This is a genomic window from Corallococcus macrosporus (assembly GCF_017302985.1).
GTDB lineage: Bacteria > Myxococcota > Myxococcia > Myxococcales > Myxococcaceae > Corallococcus > Corallococcus macrosporus_A.
In genome coordinates this window covers 868,752-887,276 of the sequence record NZ_JAFIMU010000002.1, presented here as the reverse complement: position 1 = coordinate 887,276, position 18,525 = coordinate 868,752, and the positions used below count along the sequence as shown (strand labels likewise).

Genomic DNA, 18,525 nt, shown 5'->3' with positions numbered 1-18,525 from the left:
TGTGGGTCTCCCCATCCCAGGAGATCCTGAGCATCGGGAAGCGCTGATCAGCGGATGTTTGAAAGCATTGGGAACGCATGGCTATGGTTCGCGCCCCCGTGCCCCCATGAAAAATCCCAACTCCTCCCGAAGCGGTGCCAGACCGGCCGCGAAGCCCTCTTCGCGGGCCAGTGCGCCTCCGGATCCCCTGTTGGGGATGCAGTTGGGGGAGTTCGTCATCCAGGAGCGCATTGGCGCGGGCGGCATGGGCGTGGTGTACCGCGCCGAGCACCCGCTCATTGGCAAGCAGGCCGCCATCAAGGTCATGCGCATGGAGTTGGTGTCACAGCAGCAGGTGCAGCGCCTGCTGTTGGAGGCCCGCGCGGTCAATGCCGTCCGGCACCCGGGCATCATCGACATCTTCGGCTTTGGCACGCTCCCGGATGAGCGCCCCTACGTCACCATGGAGCTGCTCCAGGGACGGCCTCTCTCGGATTTCGTCCGAGGGAAGCGCCGCATGGACCTGGAGTCGGTCGTCTGGGTCATGGATCAGATGCTCGCCGCGCTGGGCGCCGCGCACCGTGCGGGCGTGGTGCACCGAGATCTGAAGCCCGCCAATGTCTTCATCGTGGAAGCGCCGGAGACACCGGTCGCCGTCAAGCTGGTCGACTTCGGCATCGCGAAGTTGTTGGAGTCCCGCGACAACCCGCTGACGGCGGATGGCCTGGTCCTCGGCACACCGGAGTTCATGTCGCCCGAGCAGATCCGCGGCGACACCGTCGTGGGACCGGCCACGGACCTGTATGCGGCCGGCGTGATGATGTTCCAGTTGCTCACCGGCGTGCGCCCCTTCCAGGGTGAGTCCGTCCAGGTGATGTTCGCGCACCTGGAGCAATCCCCGCCGCTGCCGTCGTCACACCTCGCGGGACTGCCGAAGGAAGTGGACGCGCTGGTGCTCCAGCTCCTCGCGAAGAACCCCGCGTCCCGTCCGCATTCCGCTGAAGCCGTGCGTCAGCAACTGAAGCGCATTCCCCTGCGCTCGGCGCCCCATGCGCCATCCGTCGCGAAGCCTGAGCCCGTGCCACCAACCGGCGACTCCCTGACGCCCAGCACGCGAGAGGCGCTCAAGGCCATTCGCCAGCCGCCTGGCATTGGATGGGCGCTGCTCGGAGCGCTGGTGCTGCTGAGCGTGGGAGCTGGAGTCATCCGGCTCCGCGCCGTGCCGCCACCGCCCCCTGTCGAAATCCCGGTGGTTTCAGTCATCCATATGGCCGACGCGGGTCCTGATGAGCCCGATGCAGGCCCCGACGAACCCGATGCGGGCCCTGATAAGCCCGATGCGGGTCCCGACAAGTCGGATGGAGGGCGAAGACCTCCCAAGCCGCCTGGTCCGAAGAAGACCCCCAAGCCATCGACGAGCCTTGAGGCCCAGCAGAACAAATTGCTCGGTCAGATTTCGGCTTTCGTCGCGACGATGAGAAAGCGAAACGGAGGCAGGGACCCCATGAGCAACAGGGACTCCCAAGAACAACTGGACATCATGGACAGCATTTCCAAGGCCAAGACGCAGATGGACCTGGAATTGAGCCAGCAGAAGCTGGACGCATGGAAGCGACGCCTCGAACAACGCTTCCCCGCGCCCTAACCCCGGTCGTCCTCGTCCGCGTCGTCCAGCCCTTCCGGGGACTCCAGCAGTCTCCGGGCGCGCTCCATCATCTCCACGACGATCTGCCCCGCGGGCTGCACGGTGTCGATTCGCGACATGCTCGCGCCTCCGGCCGGGAGGCTCATCTCCTCCAGGTCACCTTGCGTGTCCGGCGTCGGCAGGAAGGAGCTGAACTTCGGCATCACGTACTGCACGTCCAGCACCCCGGGGAACAGCCGCGTCGTCCCGATGGCCTCCGACTCCGCCGGCGGCGGTACGCTGGCTTCGCGCCCCGCCCACTCGCGCACCACGCGGTTGCGGATTACCCGCATGCGCTTGCCCGGCCACTCCGGCCCGAACAGCGTCGTCAGCGTCGTGTCGCCCGCGTCCCCGTCCACCAGCCGCTGCTTGTAGAGCGGGTGCGCGTACGCCTCCACCGACGCCACCAGCCGCGTGCCCACCCAGACGCCATCCGCGCCGTGGTGCAGCGCTCGCGCCGCGCTGAACCCGTCCGCGATGCCTCCCGCCGCCAGCACCGGCACCGCGTCCGTCAGCTTCCGGAACGCCTTCACCAACGCCAGCGTCGGCGTGCTTCCCAGGTTGCGCCCGCCCGCCTGCCGGCCCTGCGCGATGAGCCCCTCCACCCCGGCGTCCAGGGCCTGCCTCGCCAGGTCCTCCGTGCCCGCCTGCACCCAGACCCGCGTCCCCGCGGCCTGGAGCGCGCGGATCCACTCGCGCGGCGGCATGGCCCAGTGGAACACCACCACCGGCACCTTCGCCGCGATGCAGGTGTCCACGTGGTCGCGCGTCGTGAAGCCTTGCGGCTCCAGCTTGTCCACGATGAAGTTCACGCCATAGGGGCGCTGCGTGCCCGCCTGGATGGCCTTCAGCCGCGCTTCCAGCACGCTCGGCGGCTCCGGCGCGGTGCCCAGCATTCCCAGGCCTCCGGCCTCCGACACCGCCACCACCAGCGGCGGCAGGGCGACGAACGCCATGCCCGCGCCGACGAAGGGATAGTGGATGCCCACGTCCCGCGTCAGCCGCGTCTTCAGCGTGTTGCCCTCCAGCACGTAGATGGGCTTCGGCTTCGGACCGGCCTCGAGGCCCGCGGCTTCGGCCTCGCCGTCCGCCTGCGGCACCTCGTCCTCGGAGGAACCCAAGGGCTGGCCGGGTCGTCCGTCGTTCGCGCCGTTCATCGCGTCTCCCGAAAGGATGCTCTCGTACCGAGCCTTCAAGATTAGCAGCGCCGCAACCCGATTCAGCCGCGGCCGGGCGGGGCCGTGCTCACTGGCCAGCAGAGCGGCCTCACTCCTCCGGGATGAGGCCGCCGGGCCCCAGCCCCGCGTCCGTCAACACCCGCCCCCGGCCCAGCCGCCGCGTCAGGGGCCGGTAGCGCTGCGCCACCAGGGTGCTCAGCCGGAACGGCAGGCCCCGCTCCCGCTCCACCCGGCGCGCCCGCTCCACCAACGCCTCGCGCGTCAGCCGCGAGGGCCCTTCCAGCCCCACCAGGATGCGGTTGGTGCTGGTGGGGACCTCGAAGACGGACACGCCATGGAAGCTCACCTGGTAGGTGCGCACCATCGCGTCGAAGTGCGGGTTCGCCGCCGACTCCCAGACGTTGCTCACCACCGCGCCGCCCCGCGTCAACCGCGCGCGCACCGCGCCCAGGAACTCGCGCGTGCACAGGTGCCCGGGAATCTGGTCCGCCCCGTACGCATCCAGGATGATGACGTCATAGGGAGGCCCATCCGCTTCGATGAAGGCCCGCCCGTCCGCCACGTGCGTGCGCAGGAGCGCGTCCTCCTGGAAGCCGCAGTAGACCTTCGCCGCGTCCACCACCGCCGCGTCCACCTCCACCACGTCGATGTGCGTGTCCGGCAGCACCGCGCGCAGGAACATGGGGATGGAGCCGCCGCCCAGCCCGATGGCGAGGATGTTCTCCGGCCGGGGCACGAACGCCAGCGCCACCATCGACATGCGCGTGTACGGCAGCTCCAGCCGCAGGGGCTCGCCAGGCCACACGACGCTCTGTCGCGCGCCCCCGTCGCCAAAGCGCAGCGAGCGGCGTCCCTCCGCGTCCTCGGTGACGATGACGGGCCCGGAGCCGTCATCGCGCTCGTCCTCCACGGCCAGGGCGCGGACTCCCTACTTCGCGCCCGTCACCGGCAGGGGACCGCTGTCCAGCACCCGCTGCGCCGTCACCGCCGGCCCGTACCGGGGCGTCTGGACGGGCGTGCCCTGCGAGTCCTTGCCCTGCGCGAGCGTCACCGCGTCCGCGTCCGGCAGGTAGCCCACGCGCAGGGACACCTCGCGCACGGCGGACAGCTCGCGCGTCTCCTCCGGGCCCGTGGGGTATGGCAGCGCGGTGCGCAGGGGCAGCGGCACCACGGCGCGGCGGTTCGCGGTGGCGCCCGGCTCCACGCGGGTGACGGCGGGGACCTCCGGGGCCTCCACCGCCAGGTCCTCCGGCACCGGCAGGAGCATGCGCGAGAGCACCACCTTGCCGCCGGACAGGTCCACGTAGGCCCGCTCGGGCGCCAGCGTGAGGTGGCCGCTGAAGCCCACGTCCCACAGGCCGTCCACGAGCAGCACGGCCTTCGAGGTCCGGTTGTGCACCGCGTAGGTGACGGCGAGCGTGTCCGCCTCGCGCGCCACCGACTCCACCTTCAGCTCCACGTCCGCCTGGGCCACGCGTTGTCCTCCTGGGTCCGCCGGGGTCGCCGGAGCAGGCACGGGCCGCTCCGGCGCCCGCGCGCACCCCGACCCCATGATGAGCGCCAGCCCCATGATGGCACCGGCGCGGCGGAACGTCCTCATCCCGCGCATCCTAGTAGCGCGGGCGGGTGGGCAGGTTCAGATCGTCGCGCAGGACGTTCTCTCCGGGACGGCCGCCCTGCACCACGTCCGGCGTGGCGGGGTTCTGGTCCAGGTCGATGGGCAGGCCCACCGCGGAGGTCTCCAGGTTGCGCGTGCCGTCCTTGGAGCCCAGCGCCAGCGTGCCGTTGTTCATGTCCGAGGCGTGCACCAGCTCGTGGAAGAGGCCCACGACGGGCGGGCGGTTCATCCACTCCTCGCTGCCCAGCGAGATGCGCGTGGTGTTGTAGTTCACCTGCGCGTCCGTGCCCTTGCCCGGCGTGCCGTCCGCGTTCATGAAGCCGTCGTTGAAGTTCGTGCCGCCCGCGCTGTTGCCGCTGGCCGTCTCGCGGATGACCGTCTTCTTGCCGCTCTTGTCCAGCGTGCCCAGCAGGTCCTGGCCCGAGGGCAGCGAGCGCATCGCGTCCAGGTCCGACTGCACGCGCGCCTGAAACTCCGCGCTGCCCGTCACGGAGACGGAGGAGCCGCGCTGATCCGCGTCCGTCATGTCGACGATTTCGCGCTCGGCCTTCTCCGAGTCGGCGGTCGTCTCATTCTCCTCGACGTAGAGCTTGTCGGTGCCCGTGCCGCCCGACACCTTGTCGGTGCCCGCGCCGCCCGCCACCGCGTCGTTGCCGCGTCCGCCGCTCAGCGTGTCGTTGCCGCGCCCGCCGATGACCTGATCATCGCCTTCGCCGCCATAGGCCCGGTCGTTGCCCGCGCCGCCGTCGATGTAGTCGCGGCCGTTGCCGCCGGACACGTAGTCGTTGCCGTCCAGGCCGTAGAGGACGTCGCGGCCCTCGCCACCCAGGATGCGGTCATCGCCCGCGCCGCCCTCCAGGTAGTCGTCGCCGTCCTGGCCCTGGAGCGTGTCCTTGCCCTCGCCGCCGATGACGGTGTCGTTGCCCGCGCCGCCGACGAGCGTGTCGTTGCCCTTGCCGCCGGTGAGCTTGTCGTCGCCGTCGCCGCCGTCCAGGGTGAGGTCCTGCGTGACGCTCGCGTCCACGGTGATGGAGTCGTTGCCCGCGCCGCCGTTGATGATGGCGCCCTTGGCCTGCTCGGCGGTGAGCGTCACCGTGTCACTGCCGGACTTGATGGTGAGCCCGCCGTCCTTGTTCTGGGACACCGTCGCGGTGTTGTTGCCGATGCCCAGGTCCACCACCGTGCGGCCCTGCTCGTTCGTGCTCACCTGCGGCGCGAGCGCCTTCTGCACGCCCTTGGCGACCTTGTCGATGGCCGAGCCCAGCGTCGAAGCGATGCCGCCGAAGAGGCCGCCGCCGTCCTTGTCCTTCTTCAGCGCCGTCTCGGTGGTGCGGACCTCCTTCAGCACCTGGGGACGCGCCGCCGTGCGGGGGCCCGCGTCGAAGCCGTCCGACATCCGCTGCGTGACGGCGGCCTTCACCGCGTTGGGCTTCGCGGGCGCCACGGGCGTCTGCACCGGCTGAGAGGTCAGGGGGGACGCGGGGCGCGAGCCGGGCTTTCCAATCGTGGTCATGTCGCTTCTCCCAGGTGACGGGGACACCCGGCCAGTAGTCCCGGCGACGAAAGCGCCAGGGGTCGGACGAACGCCGACATTCCAGATTGTCGTGAACGTTTGCCGCCAGTTGCGTCGCCTGGCCCAGAACGACACGGCGCGGCACGGAAGTCCCTGGAATCGTTGTACTTCTCAATTCTCGAATTTCGAGATCAAGGCGGGAATTTCATGTATTACAGCTTCGCCGCCCACCCCCCATTCGCGGGGATACGGAGGGCGGATGACGGGAGGGAGCACCGCATGAAGCTGAAGACGTTGCTGTCCGCCGGGGTGGCGTTGGCCGCCGCGGCGTGGGCCAGTCCGGGAGTGGCGGCCACGGCGAACGGCCCCATCTGCGACACGGCGGCCTACGTGAACTCGACCACGTATTACAGCTGCACCGGGAGCAGCCACACGGCGCTGGATATCGGGAACGGTACCTGCGGCGAGTGGAACCACCGCGGCATGCTGGTGGGCAACTACTACTATTACTACTACGGCGGTTGCGCGGGGGCCTGCTACGGCTCCACGTGCAACGGAGGCGCGGGCAACTACTACGTGGTGTCCGGCGCGAACGGCTGGGACTTCCGCCAGCTGCACTTCTACGCCAACGTCAGCTCCGGCACGAAGACGTGCGACCGCTGCGCGCTGGGGCTCGTGGGCGGCACGGGCAACGCCACCGGCCCGCACGTGCACGCGGACAACCGGCAGTACGGCACGCGCAAGTCGGCCTGGTACACCAGCGTCGGCACCACGTGCGGCACCAACGCCTACTGCAACAACCGGCTGGGCGTTCCCACGCTGTAGCCCGCGGGTCCGCCGGGCGGGGGCCGCATGTCCCCTGCCCGGCTTCACGTCCCCACCGTCCTCTTCCCCTCAAGCGTGAGCCTCCCTTCGACATGACCTCCCGTCCCCACTTCAAGGTCGCGCTCGCCGGCCTCGTCCTCCTCGTCGCCCTGGGCGTCGTGTGGCTGCGGAGCGCGGCCGGTCCCGATGGCGCCGGTCCCTCGCAGCCCGTCGCGGCGCAGCCTTCCGCGCCCTCCGCTGTCACCGGCGATGCCGCCGCCTCGGGCCCTCCGCCCTCCGCGCGCACCGGACCGCGCGAGGAGATTCCGATGCCCGGGTGCTGGGACGGGCTGGCCGCGCTGGACCGCTCCGCGACGCTGGAGTCGCTGCACGCCGCCGTGGCCGCCGCCATCCAGGCGCGCGACACCGCGCTGGTGGCCTACCTCCAGGAGCGCCTGACGGAGCTCGTGGGGAATGATCCGGACCGCGGGCTCCAGTTGGTGGAGTGGGCGGCGAAGGGAGCGCCGCCGGAGCCGTCCATCTACCTGGAGGCCCTCAAGGCCGCGCCCGCCGTGCGCCACCCGCGCGTCACGGAGAAGCTGTTGGCGGTGGCGGAGAACAAGTCGCTGTTCACGCAGGACCGCGCCGCCGTCCTGGACGCGCTGGAGACGCAGCACCGCTTCACGCCGGAGACGCGGGGCCGCATCAAGGCCATCGCGCTGGATGAGTCCGCGGACTCCGCGGCGTGGGTGGCCACGCGCACGCTGGGCCGGGTGATGAAGGAGGACTACGAGCGCACCGGCACGTATGCGCCGTACTGGAAGGACCTGCTGGACATCGGCACCACGTCGGACGACACGGCCGTGCGGCTGCTCGCGCTGGAGATGCCGTCGTACTCCGACCCGCTCCTGGATCCGGACTCCATCGACGCGCTGGCCAAGGTGATGCGCACCGACAAGGAGCGCGACGTGCGCGAGATGGCCGCCTTCCGGCTCGCCGTCACCGAGGATCCGCAGAAGGCCCTGGCCGCCTACCGCGCCGCGTTCGACGGCGAGCAGGACCTGTGCGTGAGATGGGCCTTCCTGCGCTTCGCGGTGCGCGCGGCCGGCGCGGACGCCCTGCCCCTGGTGGAGGAGTTCGCGCGCAAGGACCCGCGCCTGCGGCAGGACTACCTGGACTTCAAGGCGCTGTACGCCACCGGCACGACGGACTTCGCGCGCATCTGGGCGGGCAAGAAGGAACACCACGACTGCGTGGTCGAGGAAGGAGCGCCGCACTGATGGGCTTCCGAACGATGAAGGCCCGCCTGCTCTGGCTGTCGCTCCTGCCCGGCCTGGCGCTGGCGCAGGGCGCGCCCGTGGCCGTCCCCACGAAGACGGCCTGCACGGTGGAGGGCATGCTGGACGAGGTGCGCGTCGCCATGAAGACGGGCTCGCCCGCGTACCGGAAGTACGCGCGGCTGCGCCTGAAGGAGGCCGCCATCGCGCTGCCGCCGGAGGCCCTGGGCCGCGTGGTGAGCGAGGAGCGCGACCCCGCCGTGCTGGAGGCCGTGGGCGCGGCGCTGGCCACCAAGGCGAGCAACGCGCAGAAGCCGGAGCTGCTCCAGCCGCTGCTCTCCCGCGCGAGCCAGGACGTGGACCCGGGCCTGCGCGCCGCGGCGGTGCGCGCGCTCCAGGGCTCGCCATCGGTGGAGTTCATGGCGAAGAACGGGGGCGTCGTCACCTACGAGCAACTGGTGCGCGACAGCGCGCCGGAGGTGCGCCAGGCGGTGGTGGAGAACCTGGTGACGGAGAGCGCCGGCATCTACTTCGGCCACAACCCGGAGCTGGCGGAGGCCGCGGTGAAGGTCGCGGCGGCCTCGGACGACCCGGCGGTGGCGAAGCGCCTGCTCGGGGAGGTCTCCATGGAGGCCGCGAGCCCGGAGGCGGTGCGCAAGCTCACCCAGCAGCTGCGCTCGGAGGACGCGGGCCTGCGCGCGGCGGCGGCGAAGGCGCTGGGCGGCGTGCCCGGCTCCGAGTCCGCGGGCGCGCGCCGCTCGCTCACGTCGCTGTACAAGAGCGACAGCGACCTCGCGGTGCGCAAGTCCGCGCTGGAGGGGCTGGCGCGGCTGGGCCAGTCCGGTGCACGGCCGCTCCTGGAGTCCCTGCGCGGCGTGGATCCGCGCCTGGATCCGGAGATCGACGCGTGGCTGTCCGCGCTCAAGCGCAACCTCCAGGAGTGGCACCTCATCCTGCGGGAGAAGCAGCGCCTGATGCCCTGAGTGCGTGCCCACGGACGCTGGCTGTTCCATGGCGGGCATCCCCGCGCCGGGCCTTCGCCGAAAAGGTGGCCGGGCGCCGGGGAGTGCGACAGGTTGGGAGGGCCATGTCCGACAGCGGTTTCGGCTCGTCCACCCTCGTCCTGGCGCTCGTTGGCAGCGCCGTCACCGTCCTGTCCACCTTCCTGGGCGCCCTGCCCGCCCTGGCCGCGCGCAGCATCTCCCAGCGCTCCAAGGACGTGCTGATGGGCTTCAGCGCGGGCGTGATGCTCGCGGCCACGGCCTTCTCGCTCATCGTGCCCGCCATCCGCCTGGTGGAGGAGCGCACGACGTCGCGCTTCCTCCCCGCCTGCATCGTGGGCGGCAGCATGCTGGTGGGCGGCCTGTTCCTGCACCTGTGCAACCGCTTCATCCCGCATGAGCACTTCATCAAGGGCCAGGAGGGCAACGCGGAGGCGGTGCGGATGAAGCGCATCTGGCTGTTCGTGCTGGCCATCGCGCTGCACAACTTCCCGGAGGGGCTGGCGGTGGGCACCGGCGTGGGCAGCCGCTCCATGACCATCGCCGCGCCCATCCTCGTGGGCATCGGGCTGCAGGACATCCCGGAGGGCTTCGTCGTCGCGCTGGCGCTGATGGGGGTGGCGTACAGCCGCAAGCAGGCGGTGCTGGTGGCGCTCTACACGGGGCTGGTGGAGGGGGTGGCGGCGCTGGTGGGGTTCTTCGCCACGTCGTTCGCGTCGGGCGTGCTGCCATGGGCGCTCGCGTTCGCGGGCGGGTCCATGCTGTACGTCGTCAGCGACGAGATGATCCCCGAAAGCCACCGCCAGGAGTACGCGAAGGAGGCCACGGCGGGGCTGATGGTGGGCTTCGTGCTGATGATGTTCCTGGACGTGACGCTGAGCTGACGCGCCGCCCTGTGCGCGAGCCGCTTCTGTGTCCTGGAGGACACCCGGCTGCCCCGCCCCGGGTGGCCCGGACGTGGTAGTTTCGAGCGCATGTCTGTGTCGGATCGAACCCGCATCGACGGGCCCCCCGGGGAGTCGAAGGACAAGGGCGCCCGCCCGGACGAAGATGGGGCGGATGCCGCGCTCCACGTGACGCTGCCGTACGAGCAGGCCCGCCGTCCGGGGGACCTGCCCACGGTGCGCCGCTTCCGCCTGTCCGTGGTGGAGGGCCCGGGCGCGGGCACGGTGTGGGAGTCCACGGCGGACACCTGCTCGGTGGGCTCGCACCCGCTCAACGACTTCGCGGTGGAGGACTCCACCGTGTCGCGCTTCCACTGCGAGGTGCGCATCGGGCCCAAGGGCCCGCAGGTGAAGGACCTGGACAGCCTCAACGGCGTCATCGTGGACGGCGTGCAGGTGGTGGAGGGCATCCTGCGCAGCGGCAGCCTGCTGCGGCTGGGCCGCGTGGTGCTGAGGTTCGACTTCAGCGCGGAGAGCAACCGGCTGCCCCTGTCGGAGCTGACGCGCTTCGGCACGCTGGTGGGCACGTCCGTGGCCATGCGCGGCTGCTTCGCGATGATGGAGCGGGCCTCCGCGCGCGACGTCACGGTGCTGCTGGAGGGAGAGACGGGCACGGGCAAGAGCCAGGCGGCGCTCGCCATCCACCAGGCCAGCCGGCGCAAGGACGCGGCGTTCCTGGTGGTGGACTGCGGCGCCATCCCCGCGCACATCCTGGAGAGCGAGCTGTTCGGCCATGAGAAGGGCTCCTTCACCGGCGCGGTGAACCGGCGCGCGGGCGTCTTCGAGGAGGCCGACGGCGGCACCGTCTTCCTGGACGAGATTGGCGAATTGCCCCCGGAGCTGCAGCCCAAGCTGCTGCGCGTGCTGGAGAACCGGGAGATCCGCCGGGTGGGCAGCAACACGTACCAGCCGGTGGACGTGCGGCTCATCGCGGCCACGCACCGCGACCTGCGCGCGGAGGTGAACGCGGGCCGCTTCCGCTCCGACCTGTTCTTCCGGCTCGCGGTGCTGAGAATCGCCATGCCGTCGCTGCGTCAGCGCCCGGAGGACCTGCCCATGCTGGTGTCGGGCATCCTGGCGTCGCTGGGCGCGGACCCGGAGCGCACGGGCGCGCTGCGCACGCCGGAGTTCCTGTCGCGGCTGCGGCACGCGGCGTGGCCTGGCAACGTGCGCGAGCTGCGCAACCACCTGGAGCGCTGCCTGGTGTTCGAGGACGCGCTGCCCCTGGCGGAGGAGGACTCGCGTCCGGAGGGCAGCCCGCTGGAGGTGGACCTGTCGCGGCCGTACGCGGAGCAGCGCCGGCGCGTGGTGGACGACTTCGAGCGGCGCTACCTGCGCGCGCTGCTGGAGAAGCACCAGGGCAAGGTGGCCCAGGCCGCCGTCACCGCCGGCATGGACCGCGTGCACTTCTACCGGCTCCTGCGCAGGCACGGCATCAAGCCGTGACCCCCGGCTAGCGCCGGGAGGAGAGCCGCCAGCGCTCGGGGGCGTCCGGCAGGAGGCTGGCGGCGAAGTCCATCTCCAGTCCCCGCAGCGCCGGGCCGGTGACGATGGGCGAGGCCGCCTCCCCGTCGCCGCGCACCCAGCCGGGCAGGTGGAGCAGGCCCCCTTCCCCACCCTCCGCGTCCCACGCGGAGGCCGCGCCGTCCGCCCAGCCGTGGGGCTCCTCGCGCGCCGTCAGCCGGTCCACGTGCACGGTGACGAGGAAGCGCGCGGGAGACGCGTCCCGCCCCGACAGCGCGAGCCCCACGTCCAGCACCCGCGCCCGCAGCTCCCGCTCGCGACGCACGTCGTCCGGGAGGCTGGCGACGGCGAGCAGGCACGCGCCGCCCATCACCCGCACCTCCAGCCCGGCCTCTCGCGCCAGGGTGCTCGCGCGCTCCAGGCCCGCGTCCAGTTCCTCCATCGCGGCGGGACCGGGCTCGCCGGTGAGCCGGGCCTCCACGTACAGCCCCACCGCGCGCGGCACCTCCACCGGCGCCGCGCCGCCCAGCACCGCGCCCCGCAGGTCCTCCAGCAGCGCGTCCACGTCCGGGTAGCGCTCCTCGCGCGCCTTGCGCAGACACCGCAGCACCACGGCATCCAGCGCGGCGGACACCGGCGCGTGCTCGCCCGGACGCGGCGGGGGCGCGTGCAGGTGCAGCTGCTCCACCTCGTGGCGCGTGGTGCCCTGGAAGGGCGGCACGCCCGTGAGCAGTTGGAAGAGGAGCACGCCCACGGCGTACAGGTCCGTGCGCGCGTCCGGCACCTCGCCGCGGATCTGCTCCGGGGCCATGGACAGCGGCGTGCCCAGCACCACGCCGGTGTGCGTGAGCGACGAGCTGCCCGGTGCGCCCGGCACCAGCCCCTTCGCCACGCCGAAGTCCACCAGCTTCACGGCGGGGCCGCCGCGTCCGGGCCCAAGCCGCACCACGTTCTGCACCTTCAGGTCGCGGTGCACCACGCCCGCCGCGTGCGCCACCCGCAGCGCCGCGCCCACCTGCTCCATCACCGCCAGCACCTCGCGCGGGGACAGCGGCCCGCGCGAGGCCAGCTCCGCCGCCAGGTCCTGGCCCTCCAGCCACTCCATGGCGATGAAGGGCCGGCCATCCGGCAGCTCGCCGTAGCCCAGCACCGTGACGATGTGCGGGTGGCTCAGCCGCTGCAGCGTGGCCGCCTCACGGCGGAAGCGCCGCAGCGCCACCGCCGCGGCGGCCACCTGCGGGTGCAGCACCTTCAGCGCCGCGGGCACGCCGGAGCGCGCGTGCCGTGCCCGGTACAGCGCGGACACCGGGCCCTGGACCTGGACGCGGTCCACGACCCACTCGCCCACGAGCGCGCCGGGCCGCAGCTCCTCACCGTAGAGCGCCTCCTCACCGTGACCCGCCATGGGCTAGCGCTTGCCCGACGAGCCGTCCTGGGGCGGCGCGGGTTCCGTCCTGCGCTTGCACAGGTCGCGGTGCTGCGCGTCCACCAGGTCGCACGCGCCGTTGAGGAAGACGGTGACGGGTTCCATCCAGACGGTGTTGGACGTGTCCCGGCACCTCTCGAAGTCGCCGTCGCCGGACAGCAGCGGGCCGTCCTGCAGGTCGCACCGGCGCGTGGCCACCGTGTCGTTGCCCCAGCACGGTCCCGTCACCCTGGCCGCGCAGTCCGCGTTCGAGCCCGGCAGCGCGCACACGCGATAGGTCGCGTACGCCATGCCGTACACCCAACCCGGGTCGTAGCAGGCGTAGAGGTTCTTGAAGATGGGCGTCGTCTGCGGGGACGGCGGCCGGTTGACCTCGAAGACGTCCCGCTTCCCCGACGGCGTCACGGTCACGTTGATGTCGTCGCGCAGCGAGTCCTTGCCGAAGAGGTTGCCGTAGAAGGCGCCTTCGCGGATCCGGTACACGGCGCGCTCGGAGAGCGGGGCCTGCACGCCAGCGGAGACGCCCACGTTCGCCGTGCCCTCCGCGTTGCTGTCCCAGGGCGCCGTCATCACCGTGAAGTACCCGCCCGACGCCGGGCAGGTGAAGCTCACGGAGGGGTCCGTCGCGGAGGAAGGCAGGGGGTTCGTGGAGCCGGCCGTGCAGCCCTCGCTGGAGGCCACCTGGCGCGTGTCGGCGCTGTCGCAACCGGCGATGCCCCGGCACACGCGCAGCATCATGCGCGCGTCGGTGCTGGAGCCCAGCGGCGTGCCGGAGGGACAGGTCGGCGGTCCGCCCGCGCCCACGGAGATGGTCTGACCCGCGGGGCACCAGCCCACCGAGTGCATCGACCAGCCGCAGTCGCGCCCCGCGCCCAGCGTCTGTTCATCGCACGGCACCGAGCTGCTCAGCGGCGCGGACGCGGTCGGCAGTTGCTCCAGCGGCTTCGTCCATGCATCCAGCGCGAACGGCGCCGCGACCGAGTAGGCGGGCTCGTAGAGCTCGCCGCGCATGGACAGCTCCACGCGGAAGCCCCGGCTGTTGTTGCGCGCCAGGAGGCAGGCCGTCACGCGCTTGAGGCACGCATTGCCCGGCGCCTGCGTGCGCCACCACGGGCAGAGACCCGCGGAGCCCGCCCACTCCTTGCGCTGCGAGTCCGCGGGGTCGAGCCATTCCAGGCTCTCTCCTTCGTCCAGCGCACAGCTCACCAGGTACGCCATGAAGCGCTGCGCGAACGGGTCGCGCAGCTGGTTCTGGATGAGCGTGACCTCACCGCCGGAGTCCATCACGTCGGGGTCGAAGAGGGATTCCAGCGAGTGCGTGGCCAGCGCCGTGTTGGCGTCGTGGTTCGCGGCGATGGCGTTGACCACCAGCTCCTGCGTCGTGAGCGAGTTGGCGATGCGGATGTCCGACTGGCTCGTGCCGAGCTTCGCGCCGGCATGCGGACTCGGGTCGGCGCCATCCGGGAGCAAGGGCTCGCAGCCGGTCAGGGCCAGCAACAGGAAACACCAGGGGACTCGGAGGACGGAGGAGGCCATCGCGCGAACACTCCTTGGGAAGGATCCGGAAATCGGATGCGAAGGAAACCCCAGGCGCGGCCTTCTTGTCTCCCTGTAGCGCGAAAGGTTACGGGCGCGGGCGTGTGTAGCGTTTCCCGTTACAGCGCTGCCGGTGCGAGCGCGGCACGCAGTGCGTGGAAACACGTAGACCACAGCGGAGCTTCCGCGACGGCGGGCGCTGCGCGCTCGAGCCACGCGCGGGCTTCGTCCAGGGCGCCCGTGCGGCGAGCGATGCCGGTGGCCTGCAGGAGGATCTCCGCCTTCTCGTCCGGCGAGGCCAGCGCGTCCGCTTCCAGGTGGAGCGCGTCCCAATCCGTTGCACGGAAGGCGCCGGTGGTCTGTTGATGGACCTGGAGCTCCACGAGGCGCCGCATGATGGCGGTGGGTGGTAGGGATTCGGGAGGACAGCGCTGGGAGATCCAGGCGAGCTGCCGGGCCGCGCCCGCTTCGTCTCCCGCGGCGGCCTGGATGCGGGCGATGAGCAGCGCGTCCACGGGCACGGGATGTTCGCGGAAGAAGCGCACGCCCAGCTCGTATGCTCGCTGCGCGAGGGGGAGGGCTTCATCCAGGCGGCCCTGCATGTAGAGGACCTCCGCCAAGTTGAACGTGGACCAGCGCTCCATCTGCGCGTGGGCCAGTTCGCGGCCCAGCACCATGGCGCGGCGCAGGTCCGCTTCCATGCGCGGCACGTCACCCTGGCGGAGCCACAGGAGGACGCGGTTGCTCAGCACGGCGGCCTTGTGGAGTCCGTCGCCCGCGGCCTCGCAGCGCTCCAGGGCCTCATCGAAGCGCGCGGCGGCTTCCGGGGCACGGTCGAGGAACGTGAGCGCGGCGCCCAGCAGCGCGAGGGACACGACCAGCGTCTCGTGGTCCCGGGCGCGCTCCGCGCCTTCCGCGGTGGACGTGAGCACGCGGGCCGCGGCGGCCCACTCGCCCTGGCGCACGTGCAGGCGGCCGCGCGCGAGGCCACAGCGGAGCGACAGGCGCGGCGCGTCCAGGGGCTCGATGGCGTCGAGGGCTTCGCGCGTGCAAGCGGCGGAACCGTCCGAGTCCTCCATCCAGTCACGAGCGGTGGCTTCTTCCAGCAGCAGGTCCACTTCGAGCGCCGCGTCGCCCCGGGCGCGGGCCAGGGTGCGAGCAGCGGACAGGTCCGCGAGGCTTTCACGGAAGCGCTGGAGGCGATGGCGCACCTTCCCGCGCCCCGCGAGCGCCTGGGCCCGGCGAGCGTCGTCGGACTCCGGAAGGAGCGCGAGCGCGCGCGTGTAGTGCTGCTCCGCTTCCACGGGAAGGTGTCCGGCGCGCGCCTCCTCCGCCAGCGAGAGGTAGTCCCGAGCGGCTTCCAGGTGGGCGCCGCAGACCGCCGCGTGGTGGGCACGGCGGCGGCGTTCGGCCACGTCTTCGCCCACGCTGGCCTTGAGCGCGGCGGCATGCAGGGCGCGCCGGGGCGCGGGAGGGAGCAGGGCCTCCAGTGCTTCGCGCAGGAGCGGGTGGCGGAAGGCGAAGCGTCCCGGCCCCGAGGGACGCAGGAGGCCCGCGCGAGACAGCCGTTGCAGGCCCGCGCCCGCGTCCAGTGAGGCCGCGCGGGACAACTCCGGCCCGGTGGTCAGGTGACGCAGGGCCGCGTCCACCCGCGCCACGTCCACCTCCGTACCGAGCACCGCGCAAAGCCGGGCAAGCACGCGGTGGACTTCCGGAAGCCCCGCGAGCACGCGAGGGGCCAGCCGTTCAAACAGCGGCGTGACGGAGACATCCAGCAGCGCATCCGGGGCGACGTACCACCCACCGCCCGGAGCGGACCGCAGCGCCCCGGCGGCACGGAGTGCGCGAGCAAGTTCGACAAGTGACAGAGGCACGCCCTGCGCCAATTGCTCCAGGCGAGCGAGCACGGGCTCGGGGATGTGCTCCGCCGGGCGCAGCAGGTGGACGAGCACGGCGCGGCTCGCCTCGGGAGCAAGGGGCGGCAGCGGATGGCGGGAGGCGTGAGCGCTGCGCTCGCCCAGGTGGGGACGCAAGCCCAGCAGCGACGGGCGCCCCGCGAGTCCAATCCACAACGGGGCCCGAGGTCCTTCGAGCGTGGCGCGCTCCAGCGCATCCAGGCTCAAGGGATCCGCGAGGTGCGCATCATCCAGCAGCAGCACGAGCGGTGCTTCACGGGCTTGAGCCAGGAGCGCATCGGCCAGGGTCCGGGGCTCCGCGGAAGGACGGCCCACGACAGCGCGCAGTGCATCCAGCAGGGAGCCGGACACCGAAGCATCCGGAGGCGGAGCGCGAAGGCGCACGACGCGAGCAAGCCTTTCGGACTCCAACCGGGACGCAAGCGCCTTGAGCAACCGCGACTTGCCATGCCCCACTTCGCCCGTGAGCACGCCCAGCCCCGGCACGGAGGACGAAAGGCTCCGCGTCGCATCCGAAACCAGCACATCCAGCACCGCGTCACGGCCCACGAACGGAGGAGGTTCCCCATCCGCGCGAGCCCCCTCCTCGTCATGGAGGCGCAGCCGGAAGACCGTACCGGCTTCGCGCACAGGGCCCACGGGAGGCAGTGCCGGAGTGCGCGCGCCCTCCGAAGCCGTTGGCCGCACGAGGAACTCATGTTGTGCAGGGACATGCGTCGCCGCGCGCTCGGCTCCTTCGCTGTCCCGCGGCTCCGCAAGCCCAGCGCTCCCAGCCGCGGGGGCCTCATGCGCGATAGGATCACGACTCGCGGGCCCGACTTCCCTGCCGCCCTGCTTCTCAACTGACTCAACCCAGCCGGGCTCAAGCCTCGCGGCTGCATCCGGTGTCACCTGCACTTCGCCCGGCGCGAGTGCCCTTCCCCACCACGTGTCCGGCCGCTCCAGCGCGGTGCCCGCGATTCGCGGCAGTGCCGCGCCGGGATGCACGTACAGCACCGCGACGTGCAGGACCGCCGATGCGTCTCCGGACTCCACCAGCCTCCGTGCCGCGAGCGCTCCCGCTCGCACGTTGGCCTCCGCGGACAACGACTCACAGAAGACGATCAGGTACCCACCGGCCGCGACCCGCGCCAGCACTCCGCCGAAGGGCTCCAGCGTGGCCGCGAGCCCTTCCACCGACGCCGCCGTGCGCAGGCCCAGCACCGCCACCGGACGCGAGCCCGCGAACGTCGTCGACGCCTGCGCGGGCCTTGCGTCCTTCTCACTGACACCGGGCAGCGCGGGCACTTCCGCGCACGCGGCCTCGAACGCGGCCAGTACTTCGTCCGCGCTCGCGTACCGTTCCGCGGGCTCCTTGGCCAGACACCGCGCCACCACCGCGTCCAGCGCCACCGGGATCCGCGCACGCTCGGACACGCGCGGCGGACGCTGGCTCACGTGTCCTTCACGCACCTCGTCCGCGCTGCCGTTGAACGGCGGCGAGCCCGTGAGCAGCTCGAAGAGCAGCACGCCCAGCGCGTAGATGTCCGCCGCCGTGCCCGCTTCACGCGCGTCCAGGCACTGCTCCGGCGCCATGTAGACCGTCGTGCCCGCGCGGTTCCCCGCCTCCTCCGCGGGACCGTCCTCCATCCTCCTCGCGAGCCCGAAGTCCAGCAGGCTCAGCGCTCCACCCTCGCGCAGGAAGATGTTCTCCGGCTTGAGGTCCCGGTGCGCGAGCCCCACCGCATGCACGCGCGCCACCGCCGGACACAGCCCCGTCAGCAGCTCCCGCACCCGCGCCACGGACGCCGCACCCGTCCCCGGCAACGCCGCCATCCACGCCGCGAGCGTCTGCCCTCGCAACAGCTCCTGCACCAGGAATGGCCGGCCTCCCACCCGCCCCTCCTCCAGCACCGCCGGCACCGTGGGCGGCCCCACCCGCCGGAGCGCCTCCGCCTCATGGGCGAAGCGCGCATGGTGCGGACCCAGGCCCACCTTGAGCGCCACCTCGCGGCCGTCCACCTCGCGCACCGCGGTGAAGACGTGGGCGAATCCACCCACTCCCAACAGGGCGGCGCCGGACAGGCCGGGGACGTCGGGGATCGCCAGCGGCTCCAGGGGAAGACCGGACCCGGCGGCGACGCCGTTCACGGGACACGCCGCGCCGGGAGCGAGGCGGCGGTGGCAGACCGGACAGCGCATGCGG

General features: G+C 72.0%; 13 protein-coding genes. 6 read left to right on the top strand and 7 right to left on the bottom strand.

The annotated features are described in order from the left end of the window. Position 1: 1 nt before the first annotated feature. A complete protein-coding gene (locus JYK02_RS04015) occupies positions 2 to 1,624 on the top strand; it encodes a serine/threonine-protein kinase (RefSeq protein ID WP_347402420.1) in 1,623 nt (540 codons plus the stop codon). Here the strand turns inward: JYK02_RS04015 and JYK02_RS04010 are convergent. From JYK02_RS04010 to JYK02_RS03995, 4 genes are all read right to left on the bottom strand, one after another. Then, positions 1,621 to 2,820, bottom strand: a complete 1,200-nt coding sequence (locus JYK02_RS04010; RefSeq protein WP_207048509.1) for an NAD(P)H-dependent flavin oxidoreductase — start codon at positions 2,818 to 2,820, stop codon at positions 1,621 to 1,623. The two genes, JYK02_RS04015 and JYK02_RS04010, sit on opposite strands and share 4 nt — an antisense overlap. A gap of 109 nt (positions 2,821 to 2,929) precedes the next feature. Continuing rightward, positions 2,930 to 3,751 (bottom strand): fused MFS/spermidine synthase, encoded by an 822-nt coding sequence (locus JYK02_RS04005; RefSeq protein ID WP_207048508.1) that lies wholly within the window; start codon positions 3,749 to 3,751, stop codon positions 2,930 to 2,932. A gap of 18 nt (positions 3,752 to 3,769) precedes the next feature. After that, positions 3,770 to 4,441, bottom strand: a complete 672-nt coding sequence (locus tag JYK02_RS04000; RefSeq protein WP_207048507.1) for a hypothetical protein — start codon at positions 4,439 to 4,441, stop codon at positions 3,770 to 3,772. A 10-nt stretch (positions 4,442 to 4,451) separates the two neighbouring features. Then, entirely contained in the window at positions 4,452 to 5,972 is a 1,521-nt protein-coding gene (locus JYK02_RS03995) for a M91 family zinc metallopeptidase (protein WP_207048506.1), read from the bottom strand. 279 nt (positions 5,973 to 6,251) lie between these two features. On the opposite strand from JYK02_RS03995, the gene JYK02_RS03990 reads away from it, so the two are divergent. The 5 genes from JYK02_RS03990 (at position 6,252) to JYK02_RS03970 (ending at position 11,444) form a co-directional block, all read left to right on the top strand. Then, the gene (locus JYK02_RS03990) at positions 6,252 to 6,797 is read left to right on the top strand and encodes a peptidase M23 (protein ID WP_207048505.1); all 546 of its coding nucleotides are present in this window, start codon (positions 6,252 to 6,254) and stop codon (positions 6,795 to 6,797) included. Positions 6,798 to 6,889: 92 nt separating this feature from the next. Beyond that, entirely contained in the window at positions 6,890 to 8,056 is a 1,167-nt protein-coding gene (locus tag JYK02_RS03985; RefSeq protein WP_207048504.1) for a HEAT repeat domain-containing protein, read from the top strand. Then, positions 8,056 to 9,036, top strand: coding sequence for a HEAT repeat domain-containing protein (locus tag JYK02_RS03980; protein WP_207048503.1), 981 nt, complete (start codon positions 8,056 to 8,058; stop codon positions 9,034 to 9,036). Before JYK02_RS03985 ends, JYK02_RS03980 begins: the two co-directional genes overlap by 1 nt. A 104-nt stretch (positions 9,037 to 9,140) precedes the next feature. Continuing rightward, the gene (locus JYK02_RS03975) at positions 9,141 to 9,938 is read left to right on the top strand and encodes a ZIP family metal transporter (protein WP_207048502.1); all 798 of its coding nucleotides are present in this window, start codon (positions 9,141 to 9,143) and stop codon (positions 9,936 to 9,938) included. A 90-nt stretch (positions 9,939 to 10,028) separates the two neighbouring features. Continuing rightward, the gene (locus tag JYK02_RS03970) at positions 10,029 to 11,444 is read left to right on the top strand and encodes a sigma 54-interacting transcriptional regulator (RefSeq protein WP_242588315.1); all 1,416 of its coding nucleotides are present in this window, start codon (positions 10,029 to 10,031) and stop codon (positions 11,442 to 11,444) included. Positions 11,445 to 11,451: 7 nt separating this feature from the next. Here JYK02_RS03970 and JYK02_RS03965 read toward each other — a convergent pair whose 3' ends face one another. The 3 genes from JYK02_RS03965 to JYK02_RS03955 form a co-directional block, all read right to left on the bottom strand. Next, positions 11,452 to 12,867, bottom strand: a complete 1,416-nt coding sequence (locus tag JYK02_RS03965) for a serine/threonine-protein kinase (protein ID WP_207048501.1) — start codon at positions 12,865 to 12,867, stop codon at positions 11,452 to 11,454. 3 nt (positions 12,868 to 12,870) lie between these two features. Continuing rightward, positions 12,871 to 14,424, bottom strand: a complete 1,554-nt coding sequence (locus JYK02_RS03960) for a hypothetical protein (RefSeq protein WP_207048500.1) — start codon at positions 14,422 to 14,424, stop codon at positions 12,871 to 12,873. A gap of 119 nt (positions 14,425 to 14,543) precedes the next feature. Continuing rightward, a complete protein-coding gene (locus JYK02_RS03955; RefSeq protein WP_207048499.1) occupies positions 14,544 to 18,521 on the bottom strand; it encodes a serine/threonine-protein kinase PknK in 3,978 nt (1,325 codons plus the stop codon). Positions 18,522 to 18,525 lie beyond the last annotated feature (4 nt).